The organism is Pseudochrobactrum sp. XF203 (genome assembly GCF_020341615.1).
GTDB classification, from domain to species: Bacteria; Pseudomonadota; Alphaproteobacteria; order Rhizobiales; family Rhizobiaceae; genus Pseudochrobactrum; species Pseudochrobactrum saccharolyticum.
Genome location: NZ_CP084393.1, coordinates 220317 through 235627, shown reverse-complemented (window position 1 = coordinate 235627; position 15311 = coordinate 220317). Strand labels below are relative to the sequence as shown.

18 protein-coding genes and 1 tRNA gene are annotated in these 15311 nt (G+C 50.2%); 9 read left to right on the top strand and 10 right to left on the bottom strand.

What is annotated here, in order from left to right:
* Window positions 1-53: 53 nt before the first annotated feature.
* The 4 genes from hisD to LDL70_RS17030 form a co-directional block, all read right to left on the bottom strand.
* Window positions 54-1346, bottom strand: a complete 1293-nt coding sequence (gene hisD / locus LDL70_RS17045) for a histidinol dehydrogenase (protein ID WP_225688645.1) — start codon at window positions 1344-1346, stop codon at window positions 54-56.
* Between the two features lie 9 nt (window positions 1347-1355).
* Window positions 1356-1814: a DUF2948 family protein gene (locus tag LDL70_RS17040; protein WP_225688643.1), complete on the bottom strand. Its 459-nt coding sequence runs from the start codon at window positions 1812-1814 to the stop codon at window positions 1356-1358.
* A 145-nt stretch (window positions 1815-1959) separates the two neighbouring features.
* A complete protein-coding gene (gene murA / locus LDL70_RS17035) occupies window positions 1960-3249 on the bottom strand; it encodes a UDP-N-acetylglucosamine 1-carboxyvinyltransferase (protein WP_022709169.1) in 1290 nt (429 codons plus the stop codon).
* Window positions 3250-3632: 383 nt separating this feature from the next.
* Complete coding sequence (locus LDL70_RS17030; RefSeq protein WP_022709168.1) at window positions 3633-3815, bottom strand: hypothetical protein; 183 nt, start codon at window positions 3813-3815, stop codon at window positions 3633-3635.
* A 150-nt stretch (window positions 3816-3965) separates the two neighbouring features.
* Between LDL70_RS17030 and LDL70_RS17025 the strand changes: the two genes are divergently transcribed.
* The 6 genes from LDL70_RS17025 to LDL70_RS17000 all read left to right on the top strand — a co-directional run bounded on the left by LDL70_RS17025 (window position 3966) and on the right by LDL70_RS17000 (window position 7202).
* Window positions 3966-4040 (top strand) — tRNA-Thr (locus tag LDL70_RS17025).
* 312 nt (window positions 4041-4352) lie between these two features.
* Window positions 4353-5627, top strand: a complete 1275-nt coding sequence (locus LDL70_RS17020) for a type VI secretion protein ImpB (RefSeq protein WP_225689239.1) — start codon at window positions 4353-4355, stop codon at window positions 5625-5627.
* On the top strand, window positions 5627-5881 hold the full coding sequence (locus LDL70_RS17015) for a hypothetical protein (protein WP_151159697.1): 255 nt from the start codon (window positions 5627-5629) through the stop codon (window positions 5879-5881). Before LDL70_RS17020 ends, LDL70_RS17015 begins: the two co-directional genes overlap by 1 nt.
* Window positions 5882-6160: 279 nt before the next feature.
* Window positions 6161-6337 (top strand): hypothetical protein, encoded by a 177-nt coding sequence (locus tag LDL70_RS17010; protein WP_225689237.1) that lies wholly within the window; start codon window positions 6161-6163, stop codon window positions 6335-6337.
* 308 nt (window positions 6338-6645) lie between these two features.
* A complete protein-coding gene (locus tag LDL70_RS17005) occupies window positions 6646-6855 on the top strand; it encodes a cold-shock protein (protein ID WP_028233511.1) in 210 nt (69 codons plus the stop codon).
* A gap of 128 nt (window positions 6856-6983) precedes the next feature.
* Complete coding sequence (locus LDL70_RS17000) at window positions 6984-7202, top strand: hypothetical protein (protein ID WP_225689235.1); 219 nt, start codon at window positions 6984-6986, stop codon at window positions 7200-7202.
* A gap of 376 nt (window positions 7203-7578) precedes the next feature.
* Here the strand turns inward: LDL70_RS17000 and LDL70_RS16995 are convergent, their stop codons facing one another.
* Window positions 7579-7839: a hypothetical protein gene (locus LDL70_RS16995; RefSeq protein ID WP_225689233.1), complete on the bottom strand. Its 261-nt coding sequence runs from the start codon at window positions 7837-7839 to the stop codon at window positions 7579-7581.
* Window positions 7836-8588, bottom strand: coding sequence for a glycoside hydrolase family 108 protein (locus LDL70_RS16990; protein WP_225689231.1), 753 nt, complete (start codon window positions 8586-8588; stop codon window positions 7836-7838). The genes LDL70_RS16995 and LDL70_RS16990 overlap by 4 nt, the downstream gene beginning before the upstream one ends.
* A gap of 190 nt (window positions 8589-8778) precedes the next feature.
* Between LDL70_RS16990 and LDL70_RS16985 the strand changes: the two genes are divergently transcribed.
* Window positions 8779-9483 carry an outer membrane protein gene (locus LDL70_RS16985; RefSeq protein WP_225689229.1) on the top strand — a complete coding sequence of 235 codons (705 nt, stop codon included), beginning with the start codon at window positions 8779-8781 and terminating at the stop codon, window positions 9481-9483.
* Window positions 9484-9541: 58 nt separating this feature from the next.
* Here the strand turns inward: LDL70_RS16985 and LDL70_RS16980 are convergent, their stop codons facing one another.
* From LDL70_RS16980 to LDL70_RS16965, 4 genes are all read right to left on the bottom strand, one after another.
* On the bottom strand, window positions 9542-9940 hold the full coding sequence (locus LDL70_RS16980; RefSeq protein WP_225689227.1) for a hypothetical protein: 399 nt from the start codon (window positions 9938-9940) through the stop codon (window positions 9542-9544).
* Window position 9941: 1 nt separating this feature from the next.
* Window positions 9942-12149, bottom strand: a complete 2208-nt coding sequence (locus LDL70_RS16975; protein ID WP_225689225.1) for a hypothetical protein — start codon at window positions 12147-12149, stop codon at window positions 9942-9944.
* Between the two features lie 186 nt (window positions 12150-12335).
* Window positions 12336-13088: a phage tail protein gene (locus LDL70_RS16970; protein WP_225689224.1), complete on the bottom strand. Its 753-nt coding sequence runs from the start codon at window positions 13086-13088 to the stop codon at window positions 12336-12338.
* A complete protein-coding gene (locus LDL70_RS16965) occupies window positions 13088-13801 on the bottom strand; it encodes a M15 family metallopeptidase (protein ID WP_225689220.1) in 714 nt (237 codons plus the stop codon). Before LDL70_RS16965 ends, LDL70_RS16970 begins: the two co-directional genes overlap by 1 nt.
* A 93-nt stretch (window positions 13802-13894) precedes the next feature.
* Between LDL70_RS16965 and LDL70_RS16960 the strand changes: the two genes are divergently transcribed.
* Both LDL70_RS16960 and LDL70_RS16955 read left to right on the top strand, forming a co-directional pair.
* Window positions 13895-14155 (top strand): hypothetical protein, encoded by a 261-nt coding sequence (locus LDL70_RS16960; protein WP_116089435.1) that lies wholly within the window; start codon window positions 13895-13897, stop codon window positions 14153-14155.
* Between the two features lie 238 nt (window positions 14156-14393).
* Entirely contained in the window at window positions 14394-15053 is a 660-nt protein-coding gene (locus tag LDL70_RS16955) for a hypothetical protein (RefSeq protein WP_225689218.1), read from the top strand.
* Window positions 15054-15311: the final 258 nt, after the last annotated feature.

Genomic DNA, 15311 nt, shown 5'->3' with positions numbered 1-15311 from the left:
ACTCTTTACGCAGGCGGTATACAGAAAACCTGCCCGCTGTCCCTCATTCATCGTTACATATTCAGCCGTCGTGAAATCGACAGACCGTGTGCCTGCAATCCTTCAGTTTCAGCCAGCGTAATCGCGGATGGCCCGAGAAGACGCAACTGCTCCGCACCCAGTTTTAAAAGTGAGGTGCGTTTTACAAAATCCATCACCGACAGGCCGGAAGAGAACCGCGCGGATCGGGCTGTCGGCAGAACATGGTTCGGCCCGCCGACGTAATCACCGATCGCTTCCGGCGTATATTTTCCGATGAAAATCGCACCGGCATTGCGGATTTTCGGCAGCAGACCATCCGTATCAGCCACTGCAATTTCCAGATGCTCGGCAGCAATACGATTAATCAGCGGCACAGCGCTGTCAAAATCATCCACCAGAATGACCGCACCAAAATCCTGCCAGCTTGCACGGGCGATTTCCGCGCGCGGCAAAGTCTGTAACTGACGTTCAACCGCATCTTCTACCGATTTGGCGAAATCCGCACTGTCAGTCAGCAGAATTGACTGGGCAAAAGCATCATGCTCGGCCTGCGCCAGCAAATCCGCGGCAATCCAGTCCGGATTATTGTCACTGTCAGCCACAACCAGCACTTCTGACGGGCCTGCAATCATATCAATACCGACTGTGCCGAAAACCAGACGTTTTGCAGCAGCAACATAGGCATTGCCAGGACCGACGATTTTAGAAACCGGTTTGATGGTTTCAGTCCCATAGGCCAGAGCTGCAACTGCCTGCGCACCGCCCACACGGTAAATCTCTGAAACACCGGCAAGATGCGCAGCCACCAGCACCAGAGGATTCAACACGCCATCCGGTGACGGAACCACAATAACGATACGCTCGACACCCGCGACTTTAGCCGGTACCGCATTCATCAGCACCGAGCTCGGATAGCTGGCTGTACCACCCGGCACATAGAGCCCGACCGATTCAACGGCTGTCCAGCGTGAGCCAAGCTCAACACCGAGTGCATCGGTATAATAATCGTCTTTCGGCAATTGGCGCTTGTGATAGGATTCAATCCGGTCACGCGCCACAATCAGCGCATCAATCACAGACTGGTCGGCATTTTTAACAGCTTCCTGTACTTCCTCAGCAGTCACAGCAATGCCGGTCTTTTCCAGATCAATCCGGTCAAAACGTTTGGAATAGTCGATCAGCGCCTGATCGCCGCGCTCGCGTACCTGCTGCACGATCTCACGCACGGCACGGTCAACATCTTCTGAAACTTCGCGTTTGCCTGCTAGAAACGCCGCAAAACGGTTTTCAAAATCTGCGGCACTTTGTATGAGCGTCTGAACCACGCTAACCCCTCATTTCGTCATATTATCGGCAGCTATGTGATCCGGCTTATTGCCGGTTTCCCAGGCAGGCCCCAGATCAGCAAGGCGCATTTCTATCACTTCAACAGTAAGACGAATGGTCTTATCCGCTGCAAAAACCAGTTCAATCACACCGGAAGGCGTATCAGCCGGTTCAAAATTAATCGCCAGCAAAGACAACACATCCTGTGGTGCGGTGCGGTCGATATTCTGTACACGTACCTGCGTTACACGGTCAAAATGCAACACGCTGCGGCGGCGCTCATAGCTCTCTTTGCCGCGTGCGCGCACAGGTTGCTGTTCGCGGGCAAAACGGTTGCACGCAAGAATAAAACGCTGCTCCGCAGGGCGGTAATCCAGATCGCCGACTTTCAGAACCGCATCCTGCATATGTGCAGAAATAATCTGTAAGTCTTCCTCATCCATTGCCACAAGCTTGAGCATTCGCAATCATTCTCCTTGAGCATTTCAATTCGCTAAGAACAGTCTATCCCATTGATATAAGCACTTAACAGTAAAAAGCACTACTGATTAATAGCAAACCCCGACCTGCGACAACAGATCGGGGTCTGGTTCAGAAAAACCTGCAAACAGATTAACCGCTGATGCGGGAAACTTCGGCCCCGCAATTGGACAGCTTCTCTTCCAGACGTTCAAAACCACGATCCAGATGATACACGCGGTTCACAGTGGTTTCACCTTCTGCCGCCAGACCTGCAATCACCAGTGTTGCAGAGGCACGAAGATCGGTCGCCATCACCGGCGCACCTTTCAGGCGCTCAACACCTTCAACCGTTGCGGTTTGGCCGGACAGGGAGATTTTTGCACCCAGACGCGCCAGTTCCTGCACATGCATGAAACGATTTTCAAAAATCGTTTCCGTAATATGCGATGTGCCTTTGGCTTTGGTCATCAGACCCATAAACTGCGCCTGCAAATCGGTCGGGAAACCCGGGAACGGATCGGTCGTAATATTCACCGGTTCAATGCCGTGACCATTGCGCACCACGCGAATGCCGTTTTCCACATCGGTGATCTCTGCGCCGGTCTGGCGCACGACATCCAGTGCAGACTGCAACAGGTCAGATCGGGTATTCTGCAGAACCACATCACCGCCGGTCATGGCAACAGCCATGGCATAGGTGCCGGTTTCAATACGGTCAGGAATCACGCGAACACGCGCGCCATTCAGGCTGGTCACACCCTGAATGTGAATAGTCGGTGTACCCGCACCTTCAATTTTCGCACCCATGGCATTCAGGCATTCTGCGAGGTTTACCACCTCCGGCTCACAGGCCGCGTTGTGAATAATTGTATCGCCCTTGGCGAGACAGGCAGCCATCAGCGCCACATGGGTCGCACCGACAGAGACTTTCGGGAATGTGAATTCAGCTCCGACAAGACCCGAACTGGTTGTTGCACGGGCATAACCGTTTTCAATCTCGATCTTTGCACCCAGTGCAGTCAGGCTGTCGAGCATCAGATCAACCGGACGTGTGCCGATCGAACAGCCACCCGGCAGCGACACAATCGCTTCACCGGCACGTGCCAGAAGCGGTCCGATAACCCAGAAGCTGGCGCGCATTTTAGCAACCAGTTCATAAGGTGCAGTGGTGTCAACGATATTCTTCGTGGTGAAATGCACAGTGCGCTCATAGGAGCCGTTCTGATGTTCGCGACGGCCGTTGACCGAATAATCCGCACCGTGATTGCCGAGAATGCGTGTCAGCAGCTCCACATCGGCCAGATGCGGCATATTTTCAAGCGTCAGCGTTTCATTGGTCAGAAGCGATGCAATCATCAGTGGCAGAGCTGCATTTTTCGCGCCGGAAATCGGGATAATGCCGTTCAGTTTGTTGCCGCCGGTGATTTTAATACGATCCATAATTTTTCACTTTCACGGCAATGTCTTCCTGCACAAAACGCATTCCCTGCATTTGTCGAGACAGCCTGTTTTCAGACAGTCACAGCAGATGCTGCTTCTGTCCTGTTCCGGTTTTCCTGTTACAGATATCTTTGCCGTGCAAAGTCTGCGCTGATATTAATGCTGCCATAAAGCAGTTTGGTGCTGACACAACAGTCTGATTCAATCAGAAATGTGTCTTTTATTCTAAAATCACACTTTTCATTAAAGCCATGATCCGTCCGGCAGCTTTGCATTATGCGGGAGGCTCATAATGCAGCCCCGAACTGTAAACATTCAGGCTTTCGTCTTCCGGACATGATCCTAAATTGAAAAAGTTTAGAAATATCATCCGGACGAGGTATTCAGTCAGTTTCAGTCTTACCGGCAGCAGGCAATCCTTCGCCGCGCTCATCTTCCGCACCGGAACGTCTTGAACGAATCTGCGCTTTGCGACGCATGAGATTCGCACGCAATTGTTCAGAACGGCGCTTAGCACGCTGATCTGCTTCTGCTTTTTGGGATGGGGTATCAGGCTTATCAGTCATTATGCGGTTCTTTTACACCAGCAAACCTGTTTGGAAAAGCATACATATGCACAGGTTTGTACGGTTTTTGTATTTTAAGCAAAAGAAATGCATTTGATGGCTTGCGGTTTCACGAATCTTATGCCAGAAGTCCGCCGCAACGGACAGTATGCTGCGGTAGCTCAGTGGTAGAGCACTCCATTGGTAATGGAGAGGTCGAGAGTTCAATCCTCTCTCGCAGCACCAGTTTTCCCAAAGAATTCAAATAGATGCAAAGCGCCTTATTCGGGCGCTTTTTTCATTTCTGCATGAACGTACGGAACAAAGCGCGAATAAACACGTGCATCCGTGCAAAATCCGTGCACGAGGAATCGCAGCAAGCGCTTTAAAGAATCAAAATCCCAAGCGGAAATCATCAACACTGATTCACAGCCTCAATTAGCACTCTCGAATCTTTCTTGACTCTTTTCGCATAAGAGAACATTTGTAGAACAGAATTGAATTTTTAAAACTTGCTGACCTTTTGCGCACTCGTTTGCGCCACGGATTTGTTGTGCCATGCGTAAGCCAGAAACGATTGAACGATTATATTTGGATTTTGACGGCTTCTTTGCCAGCGTTGAACAGCAATGCGATAAGCGCCTGCGTGGTCGGCCGGTCGGCGTTGTACCGTTTGTAGGCACAGATCGCACGGCCGTTATCGCCTGCTCAAAAGAAGCGAAAGCCTATGGCGTAAAAAACGTCATGAAGATTAAGGATGCGAAAGCACTTTGCCCTGACCTCATTTTAATTGGGCAGAAACCAGACCTTTACCGCCGCGCTCACAACGCCCTGCTCTGTGAAATTGAAACCGTCATTCCTATCGATACAGCCAAGAGCATTGATGAGCTGACCTGTATTCTGGATGACCGCGGACGGCGCGATCCGGAAGGCTTGGCGTATGAAATCAAAAGCACCATTAATAAAAATATAGGTGAGTTTATCACCTGCTCTATCGGCTTCGCAGCTAACCGGCAGCTGGCAAAGATGGCCTGTAAGGCTGGCAAAGATGCCAGCAAGAAGGCTGGGCAATATGGCAATGGTTTAGCGATCTGGCACCCGCACATGATGCCGGAACCGTTGTTTCAGGTGAAGCTTGAAGACGTTCCGGGGGTTGGCCACAGCATGAAAATGCGACTGGCTCATAGTCAAGTGATCACAACCGAGCAGCTCTACAACCTGCAGCCAAAGCATATGCGCAAAATCTGGCGCAGTGTGAACGGAGAGCGGCTTTGGATGGCACTGCACGGCTACGACATTCAGGCCATGCCACAGAAGCGGGGCATGTATGGACATGCCCGTGTATTGCCACCAGAGAGCCGCAGTATCAACGGAGCCTATGAGATTGCCCGTTTGCTCTTGGTGAAGGCTGGCAGACGGCTGCGGCGTGAGGAATACTATGCCAGCGGCTTGTGGCTCTGGATGGCAATTGATGGCGGCTCATGGTTCCGAACGATCAAAATGCCAACCGTGAATGATGAGCAAGCCATCATGACAGCGCATACAGCCCTATGGGAATGCGCACGGCGAGAGCTGCCGAGGCGCACAACCATATTCCGTGTTGGTGTGACCCTGATGGATTTGAGCGAGGCCAATGCCCGTCAGCTGGATATCTTCAACAATGATGATGCAATCCGGCAGAAATGGGAAAAGGCAAATGGCGCTATGGATGCGCTCAATTCCAAATATTCCAGCACGATTGTTCACATGGGCGAATGGAAGCCGCCTGCGGGTGGTCATGTCGGCGGCAAAATCAGCTATGTGCGCATTCCCTCTGCGGAGGACTTCTATTAATGGGCAACTGGAAAACCAATTACAGGGTCAGTGATTTGTCCGACACTCAAAAGCTGGAAATGATCTGTAAAAAATGCAGCAGGCTTGTTTACATTAACAAGGCCACAATCTGCACAGCCAAAGGACGCGAACAATTATATCTGGATGAGATAGAGAAACGCGCCCGATGCAAGGCACGAGGCTGCAAAGGTCAGATGCGTATGGCCATGGTTCGGCAGGATGAAATGTCCGGCTTTACCGGAGGGCTGGCATGATGCCAACTTTACGCAGCTTAAGTCATCTTGACCTGCTGCGCCTGACTTGTGGAGGGTGTGGACGGGTCAGAGATATACCGTCGCGATTCATGGCCATGATGTGCGGAGAAGAGACCGAAATACTCACTATGCCACGTCGAATAAGGTGCCATGTCTGCGGTTATCGCGGCATCAGTAGCGTGGATATACTTGCTGGTCAGGTCGATCTGCAGGGATCGTATTTTATTTACCAGGAAGATGACGGTATGAGGAGATTGTTTTGAATGAGGACTCGGCACAATGAGCGATGACACCCCGCCATGGGAAAACAAACCGGCCAAACAGGAGGCACTCTATATCCACTGGTGCATGCATGAAGGCTGCAAAAAGTGGGGTAGCTGGGGATTTAACGGCCGGTATGGCGTCGAATGGTTCTGCTTTGAACACAAAGAGGACGGCAATAAAACAGTTAAGTGACTTACATATACTAAAGCTCTATAGACTGCTGTTTTAATTCTCCAACATGAGGGATTGACCAACTCATATTGGGTCGTACTGCTTAATTTCAACTACAACTTAAAATTGATATAAATAAATTTAAAAAACTAATGATTGACAAAAAATATTAATAGTCCATATTGGTGTTATCGATATTTTACTTGTTTAGCTTTGCTTTTTGCGCAGCATCTGCGCCCTTAACGAACCTTTCATCTCAAAAATCGCTATCATACTCGTAACGCTATTCTGCGTTATGAGCACCTTATGTTGCTATGAAAGGGTTCATTATGACCACCGGCACAGTTAAATGGTTTAATTCCACAAAAGGCTTCGGCTTCATTCAGCCTGACAACGGCAATGCAGACGTATTTGTTCACATTTCAGCCGTTGAACGCGCTGGCATGCGTGAAATCGTTGAAGGCCAGAAGCTCGGTTACGATCTTGAGCGTGATAATAAGTCAGGCAAAATGTCAGCTTGCAATCTGCAAGCAGCATAACTTGGTGTAACTCACTCCTTTGACCACGGATGTACTGGCACTGGAGAGAATACACATAATGAGAGGTCAGGCATTTTTGTCTGGCCTTTTTTATTTCTCACATCAAGATTGGCTACCAGATGAAATCAATGCATAGCTTATTACGTCAAAATGCAGAAATTGCCTTTGAGAAAACACAGCATCAAAGCAGTGTTCATGCACGTATCTCCGATGAAATCGAAGAAAATGTGAAACTTCGTGATGAGAAGACCGCCCGATTAAAAGCACAAAGACTTGCTCAAGCCGCGATCACACCGCCTTCAAAAACAAAGAAATCAAAACCAAAGAGCAACATTAAGCCACATTAAAACCACCCTTTATCATGAAGCTGACAACCCCAAGGATCAGAGCGCTTATTATAAGCCAAACGACCTTAGCCAGAGTATCACTTACACCGGATATTTTCTTCTCAAGATCGTTAAACCGGTTGTCCATATGCTTCCATTGTTCGTCTTTGCGTGCATCTGCTATTTCAGACTGAACCTAAAACTTCTCCAGAACCACAAGGCGAGGGAGAATACCCGTTAGCTGCTGCTCAAGATTTACAACGCGGGAACGAAGATCGAAATCATTCTCTGTTGGCGACATCACCAGCACCCCGCCTTGTTCCCATATGCATTATGACCAGCAATGCCCTTACCTGCGCTTTGGTCATTACCTGCCAGATAGACAGCGGTTTCGGGCTTAACGCTGATCTTCTGCCAGCCCGCGCAATTGTTCGCACTGGTCGCGCACCCCGCCAAGCTCAACACACAAAGCAACGCTGTCCAAATTGTCGATTGTTTCATTGATCCCTGCCCTGTTCTGAATTGCCTGTGTGACAGCTTGAGCGGCTTTCAAGGCCGCATCCTGCTTGCCGTCATGTTGCCCAAGCGCATAAAAAAAGAGGCCTGAAACTGCCCCTCCGATAACCGCACCAGTGATGTGTTGAAAGTTGATCTTCATGCCGCCTGATCCTGCATGCGCTTGATGAGGAAATAAACACCGGTGGCAAATGCTCCGACCATGATGATTGCAAGCGCCCACTGCATCGGACCGGTGCCGGAAGCCATACCGCCAAGACCTGACAAAAGGCCACCGATTGATGCCCATGCCTCTGGTTTTTTCAGCGTTTCCGTGATTGACTGATCTTTGGGGTTGGCTTTAGCTGAAGCATTATGAGCAGCAGAATCAACATGGCCTCCCTCGGTTATCTGCCGCGCTTGTGCTTCCACGCCTCTCACCCGGTGTTGCCAACCCCGACCAAACACCGGCCAAGTTTTCAATGTCTTCATGAACCGAAGACGCTCCGCCGCATAAGCGGCGATCAGATCGCCCTTATATGCCTTCACAGCCGCAACGGTATGAGCGCCGACGATACCATCAGCCGTCACGCCAACAATCCGTTGTAGCGATTTAATCGCCTGTGCTGGGCCACTGTTCACACCATAGTCAAAAGCCATGAAGTCAATGCCAACCGGAAGCAGATCGCCGCCGGATTGCACCCAATAGGAGCGCCGATAAATCTTTGCAGCTTCTTCCTTGGTGAGCGCTTTGACCTGTGCAGGTGTAACGCTGGCAACACCACGGTGAGCGGCCAATGTCCTGTGTGTGATGCCGTACTTCGTGGCACCGCCCGGGTCTTTCGGATTATTCACATATCCGCCCTCATGACCAAACATCAGGTCAAGCGCGGTCGTTAAGGTCTCACGCATAGCGTTCCTTTCATAAAAAAAGCCCCGCAAAAGCGAGGCATCAGTTCATTGTTGAAAATAATAATTACAAAGCTTAACTGCTACAGACAAATGAATATGCGTTTTCACATGACTGTTGCTGTCATGTAACAGCTATTTTTCACTTGCCAGTGTAGAAAATAACTCAAGAATCATCTTTTGGGAGATCAATATGTTTAAAAGCCTTACCCTTGCAGCATCCGCCGCACTTTTGTTCACCGGCTCCGCTATGGCCGCCGATGCCGTAGTTTATAACGAACCAGCACCAGCTGTGGTTGACACCTTCTCTTGGACAGGTGGTTATATCGGTGTGAATGCCGGTTATGCAGGCGGTAAATTCAAAACTGATTTCAACGAATTGCTTGGCGACCTGTCACTCAAAGGTAATGCCAGTGGTTTTATCGGCGGTGTTCAGGCCGGTTATAACTGGCAGTTTGACCAGGCAGTTGTTGGTATTGAAACTGATATTCAAGGCTCCGGCGTAAAATCCGATTTTGATGTCAGTGTCCCAGGCGGTACATTGGTGAACCTCGGAACAAAGGTAAGCTGGTTCGGTACAACACGTGTCCGTCTTGGTTACACTCCGGTTGACCGCTTCATGGTCTACGCAACTGGTGGTGTTGCATATGGTAAAGTTAAAACCTATGCGAACGATTACATGGGTGGCTCATCTCAGTCTGACACCAAAGTTGGCTACACTGTTGGTGCTGGTGCAGAATATGCAATCACAAACAACGTGACGCTTAAAACAGAATATCTGTACACTGACCTTGGTAAGCTGAAACTCGATGCTTATGATGGTGTTCGCGATGTTCGTATCGGCGAAGCTAAATCTCAGTTCCACACTGTGCGCGTTGGCTTGAACTATAAGTTCTAATTCTTTGTATTCGGAACTGCATTGCAGCCTCAGATTAATTTCTGGGGCTGTTTTCGTTTTAAGCGCTTAACGCCTGCTGCCACATTACATCAACTTGCTCCTGCGTTAATGACAGATGCGCTGCCACTTGGTTGAGCAGCGGGTGCAATCGCCGGTACTCAGAAGCGTCCTGCCACTCGATTACAGCTTCATCACCCATCGCGAGAATAGCCGCATCAAGGTCAGACAGGCTGATGCCATTGCGTACCAATGTCAGGCGGAGCTGTCGCTTGCTGATTGGCGGCATTAGTGCGCGGCGCTGTTCTGGCGTTAATTCTGTTTCAGGAATACCCCCGCCTTCATGTTCTTCCACAGGCACTTCTTTCGTGGGGAGCGCATAATCAGGATACGCTTCTGGGTGCATGGGAAAGCCTTTTTTCCCGATACGTTCATGATCAACAACTGTCACAGTGCTCATGTTAGACCTCTTTATCAAACTCAGGGATAAAACGACCGGTGCCGCGTTCGCAGTTTGGATCGCTATAAAGTACATATGGGTCTTTACGTCGACCTGTGACCATCCAAGCGATTTCATCATTGCAGGCTGTATCAGCACAAGTAATGTTCAATGTGCCACCGGTCATTTTGCCTTCAGGCCAGACAACTGTGCTGCCTTCCTGATTTTGCAGAGCTGACACCATGATATCGGTATTCACCGCCCAGAAGGTGCCGAACATCATGCCGAAATATTCATCAATGTTCACGGTTGCCTTGCCGTTAACAAGGCGGACAACACCGCGGTAAATATTTACGTACTCTGGTGCTTCAACAAAGCCATGGCGAAGGTTCTTGTTGGCAGGATCAAGAGGGTGGTCGATAAGAAAAGTACCAGAACCTTTTGAAAGGCTACCATTGATAGCAAAATTGCCCGATTGTGTCAGGAGCATGCGTTGTCCGTAAGTATCACCTGTGTTCTCGTTATAAGCCCACCAAGCAAGACTTTTGTCACCGTTCAAGATAATGCGCCAAGGTACGAAGCCAGACGACCAGCCGATTCCCTGTATTGCCTGCTGCGTGAATGCTGCTCCGCGACGAATGTCAATATACTGAAAGTTACAGTCACCTGTGAACGTATCACCCGCCTTGTTGGCTGGCGTATAACCCAAATTGTTCTGTTTGCCGTTGAGCGCAGTCTGTTGTGCGGTCGAAACAGGTTTATTCGCGTCACTGGTATTATTGACATTACCAAGACCGACTTCTGAAGGCGTATGAGTATGCGCTGAAGGTGGGAAAGTCGCCGGTTTATTGGCAATTGAAGATATCCCGCTTGCAGCATTCCAGTTGGTTTGAACCTGTGCGGCTGGAATTGTCGGCTTATTAGACAAGTCTGTGTAACTGCCTGTCGTGGCCACCGCTGCAAGTGTAGGCGTCTTGTCCGCATCAGCAGGAATATCGGCCAGCTTATTCGCCTCTGCTGTGGTGTAGCCTTGATAGCCAGCGGCGTATGAGATGGTGATTGTGCCGCTCGTAGTAATGGCGCCAGTTGCAGATAAACCAGTTGGTACAGCAACCCCGACACTTGTAACGGTGCCTGTGTTCGCCGTCGCACCGGTGGCAATGCCTGCAAGCTTTGTCCGCTCAGCTGCGGTCATAATCTTGGCAGATGTCGTTTCGACCATACTGCCCATGCTGAAAGCATCGGTGGCCTTGTTATTCGGGTCATATGTTGCACGGAACATGTCGCCGCCGCCGGACGGATCAACCCATACACCGCCGCGGGTTAGCAACGCCCCACCTGCTGTTGAGCCGGAAGCATCAATATCTGCTGTCGCAACTTTGCTTTTTGTTGCCAGAGCACCAAGATCAGACGGCTGAACAGCAGTGTCAGCTTTTGCGCCCTGCGCTGTGGTTGCCTTTCCATCCAGTGCAGTTTGCGTTGCTGTCGAGATTGGAAGCGTGAGAGCCGTATAACCTTGCAGCTTCGCACTGTCCGCAGCTTGAGCGCCGGTATCAAGCTTTGTTCCAAGTCCGGCAGTCAGTTCCGCCCTCGTGGCAAAATTGGCGATTGCTGGCGGCTGCACGGCTGTGTCAGCTTTTGCAAGAGACGCAATGCTTGCGGCGTTAAGCGCCACTGTCCGGTCAGCGGCGAAGTCGCCTCCACCCGTCAGTCCCGTACCGGCAGTAAGCTTTCTTGAAGGTTGAACAGCAGTATCAGCCAAAGCCAGCGAGGCGAGTGAGGTGGAGGACAGAGCAAGAGCGATATTTGCAGCCAATGTACCGCCGCCGCTCAACCCCGCTCCGGCAGTTACAGTGATGCTTTGTTGAGCGGCATTAACGATACGGGCATCGTCACCTGCCGCAACAGTTCCCGCAGTCGTGCCAACATTCAGCCCCGAAGCACTACCAAGCGAAGGCTTGTTCAGCAAATCGTCATAGCGACCTGAAAAGCCCACAGCGGAAACCTGTGCAGGCTGCACTGCCGTATCTGCCTTCTGCCCCTGCTCTTTGGTCGCGGCATCAACAATGCCATATCCGGCAAGGGTGGTAGACTTATCGGCCTTGTCTGCAAGCACAGGGAAAAGCTTATCAGGCGTGATAGCTTTACCGGCTTCTACGCCAGTGCGGATTTCACCCTCAGATGCGGTGGGAATGTCAAATTGATGGGTATGATAAGGAATATCAACCATGCGTCACCTCTTATAAGCCAGCCGCAGTAAGGCGGGCTTCAAGTTCTGTTATTCGGTCAGCGAGAGGTTTCAAAAGGCCGTCTAACGGCGCATGCACCTGTTGCCCGTTCGCAAGGAGCAGGACACGGATGCTTCTCGTATCTGAGACACCGGAAATCGCCTGTGGAGTAGGAGATGTTTTTTCCATCACAGCACCCGAATAATCTTGTTTTTGATAATCGTCGGCTGAACGTTGTTGTGAGGCTGGTTCCCGCCCTTGTAATTTGTCTCAACATAGTGGGAGTGCTCACCGGCTTCGTCTGTCGCAGACTTGCTGTTGCCTCCGGTGCCAGATGGGCGGTCGCCACCGTAATTCACGTTCGTGGCTGCGCCTGTATAATGGTGCCAGTGCCTGCCGGATTGATTGGTATTGCCTTCATGCCGGTGACTTGGCATCTGCGCTTCCGTCAGTACATGAGTTTGCGAGCCACCCACAGCGCCAAGAACATCACCGTCAACCCCACCGTACGCAGCGGTGAGCCTGCCGGTTCCGCGATTAATGCCAGCTACAACACGCCCCCGACTATCAGGGATATTGAAAGTCGTAGTACCGTTGCCAGCCCCCCATTTTGTGCCAAGCACAGCGAACAGTGCCGGATAAGTTGTGCGGGACAATGCGCGCCCGTCCTCGAACATCCAGCCTTCCGGCTCTGTATCGCCATTCCATTCGATTGTTCCGCCAACAGGTACGACCATATTATAAAGCTTAGGGTCATAGGCCTGCACATCCGTACCGATCACGACATTGAGAAAGGCTTTCAGCGCCTGCTTGTCGGCCAGATCGGCCATAAGCTGTCGGATCGCATTGTTGATGTTGGAAGGCGCACAACCCTCGGCAATATTAATCCCGTTGATGGCCGTGTTATTTGACGGTGTGGTACTGTAATCTTTGATCGGCATTATGCGCGTCCTTGTTTGATTGAAGCCACAAGCGAGGCGAGTGCGTTGGACTGGTTGGGAGAAACGCCGGAGAACTGAACCGGCGAAAACGGTGATGCTTCCGGCTGTTGCTGGCCGAAGGCTTGCAAAAGCGCATTCAAGCTGGATTGCGTTCGGCTCGACTCCTGCGCTGCGGCTTCTGCAAAGGCTGGCGCTTGCTCATTGCCTAAGACAGGTTGCGCTGACACTTGTGCAGACAGTTGCGGGGATGTACTCGGCAGAGGTAGGGCTGATTGTGAAGGCGGAGCGCTGGCAACCAGTGCCGGATCAGGCTTCCCACCTCGCCTGCCTGCAAGTTCGATATGCCAGTTCTCATTTGAAAGCGGGAAAGCCAGCCCAAACCGACCGGCATTCTCATGCGCCCATGTCGTTGCAGACGGATCGAGATATTTCAGATCGACAGCATGACCATGATTGTGATTGGATCGCCCCGGAGGCGCTACCCACTTCCTCGCTTTTTCCGGTGATCCGTATTTCTGTAACGCATCCTGCCATAGCTGTGCCTGCCGCTCAGGAGAGCGAAAGCCGGAAGTAATGCGTAAATGTTGAGCAATTTCCGGCGGCGCAGCCGCAAACATATTGGACAGTGCAGAAGCAAAGCCCTGATCCAGTCCTGAGAAGCTATCAGGCCGCATCGCCCCGCCGACAGCATACTTTTTGAAGTCAAAGGACATGGCTTTCTCCAATAAAAAAGCCCCGCATTAGCGAGGCTGTGGACATGGTGCTGAATTGATTCAACTATCTAGAAAATTGACGGGGGTAGAATCATGGATAACCAAATAACGAATGAAGAACTCAACAAGCTTGATTTCTTTGCTCTGCAAACCTTGACGAAAAGCATGTTGGCTTTCGTTATCGCGGATAAGCCTGAACTCGAGCAGCACATTGCAGAGCTTTTCGAGAAATCAGTTTATAACTTTCAGTTTTACAATAACCCACATCCAATCAAAGATGATGCTGCCCGTCAGTATATGCTTGAGCAGGGTCATCAGTGGATCGCTGCCGCTGCGAATTTATCGAAGCGTTGATCCTGTTAAGCGGGCACGCTGGCACGCTGCAATACGTTGCTTTTGACTTATGACAAAGGCAGCCGCTTCCATCCACGCCCTGCATATTGATGCGTGACATAGGCTTCCATTCCTTTCAGGATTGAGTATTGTTGAGAAATGCAAATAGACCACGATCCAACTAAGGTCGAAAAATGAAGCCCTCGACTTTTCCAGCGCTGTGAGTAAAGTCACCTGACCAATAAATTCGGGGGCGAATGTGAATAAAGGTAAATCTCGTTTAGCGGCCTCTGTACTATTCATATTGTTAGGAGTGAGGCATGTTTATGCTATTTCTGCTACACAAGAATCTTATCTTGATAAAATGGCAGGAACATTGAGCGTCATCTCTCAGCCATTTATTTCAGAAGGCACAGTAACAGGCTGTACATTTGTTTTTAACGTTTTAACTCGCGATCACATTTACCGCCAAGGCAAATTTATTAAAGTCACAGGCTCCATCGGGCTTATGAAAGCTCAAAACAGCCTCGGGGTTACAGTCAAAGTAGTTGTTAATGAGATGGCTGTTGATCAGAGCGGTCAGGTCGTCCTAAAGCCCTCAGCTCCTGATAGGGCATACCTTATCGGGAGTGGTTACAAGAACAACTTAAGCGGGCTAGTTAATTCTGGTCAATCTGATACGGCTGGCGGAGTTTTTTCTGTATATCAATTAGAGCCATCATTGCCGATACTGATGGAGCAACTACAAACACAAGCAGCTTCCATCGGGTTTAATCGTGCGGGTGGGCAATCCGATATTCAAATTAATATCGACCTCACTGTAGAGAATTTTACCAATGCTGGAGAGCGTTTACATAATCAAAAAGCCATACAAGAGTTCTCAGAGTGCATGATTGTGCTGTTAGAGGCCGACAAATGAACCAAATAGACTGCATAATTAGATAGCTAGATGGAGGATTAATGATATTCGGTGAATGGTCAGACAGCCACGATAAAAGAGTAGACAAAATATATGAACACGCTTCCAAACAAGGGAAAGCTATAAGTCCGCAAGAGGTAACTAATTTTAATCTTGTTGGCATCCGTCGCCGCCTCAACAATATAGAAGTCGGTGTGTGGATGATCGTACTCCTCCTATCCTTGCTTTTATGGCGCCTCTGGTAAATGTTATTAATTT

What these genes read in the sequence shown, in the direction of transcription:
- murA (WP_022709169.1), bottom strand. Translation starts at nt 3,249, where the DNA reads ATGGATCGTATTAAAATCACCGGCGGCAACAAACTGAACGGCATTATC.
- LDL70_RS17030 (WP_022709168.1), bottom strand. Translation starts at nt 3,815, where the DNA reads ATGACTGATAAGCCTGATACCCCATCCCAAAAAGCAGAAGCAGATCAG.
- LDL70_RS17020 (WP_225689239.1), top strand. Translation starts at nt 4,353, where the DNA reads ATGCGTAAGCCAGAAACGATTGAACGATTATATTTGGATTTTGACGGC.
- LDL70_RS17015 (WP_151159697.1), top strand. Translation starts at nt 5,627, where the DNA reads ATGGGCAACTGGAAAACCAATTACAGGGTCAGTGATTTGTCCGACACT.
- LDL70_RS17010 (WP_225689237.1), top strand. Translation starts at nt 6,161, where the DNA reads ATGAGCGATGACACCCCGCCATGGGAAAACAAACCGGCCAAACAGGAG.
- LDL70_RS17005 (WP_028233511.1), top strand. Translation starts at nt 6,646, where the DNA reads ATGACCACCGGCACAGTTAAATGGTTTAATTCCACAAAAGGCTTCGGC.
- LDL70_RS17000 (WP_225689235.1), top strand. Translation starts at nt 6,984, where the DNA reads ATGCATAGCTTATTACGTCAAAATGCAGAAATTGCCTTTGAGAAAACA.
- LDL70_RS16995 (WP_225689233.1), bottom strand. Translation starts at nt 7,839, where the DNA reads ATGAAGATCAACTTTCAACACATCACTGGTGCGGTTATCGGAGGGGCA.
- LDL70_RS16990 (WP_225689231.1), bottom strand. Translation starts at nt 8,588, where the DNA reads ATGCGTGAGACCTTAACGACCGCGCTTGACCTGATGTTTGGTCATGAG.
- LDL70_RS16985 (WP_225689229.1), top strand. Translation starts at nt 8,779, where the DNA reads ATGTTTAAAAGCCTTACCCTTGCAGCATCCGCCGCACTTTTGTTCACC.
- LDL70_RS16980 (WP_225689227.1), bottom strand. Translation starts at nt 9,940, where the DNA reads ATGAGCACTGTGACAGTTGTTGATCATGAACGTATCGGGAAAAAAGGC.
- LDL70_RS16975 (WP_225689225.1), bottom strand. Translation starts at nt 12,149, where the DNA reads ATGGTTGATATTCCTTATCATACCCATCAATTTGACATTCCCACCGCA.
- LDL70_RS16970 (WP_225689224.1), bottom strand. Translation starts at nt 13,088, where the DNA reads ATGCCGATCAAAGATTACAGTACCACACCGTCAAATAACACGGCCATC.
- LDL70_RS16965 (WP_225689220.1), bottom strand. Translation starts at nt 13,801, where the DNA reads ATGTCCTTTGACTTCAAAAAGTATGCTGTCGGCGGGGCGATGCGGCCT.
- LDL70_RS16960 (WP_116089435.1), top strand. Translation starts at nt 13,895, where the DNA reads ATGGATAACCAAATAACGAATGAAGAACTCAACAAGCTTGATTTCTTT.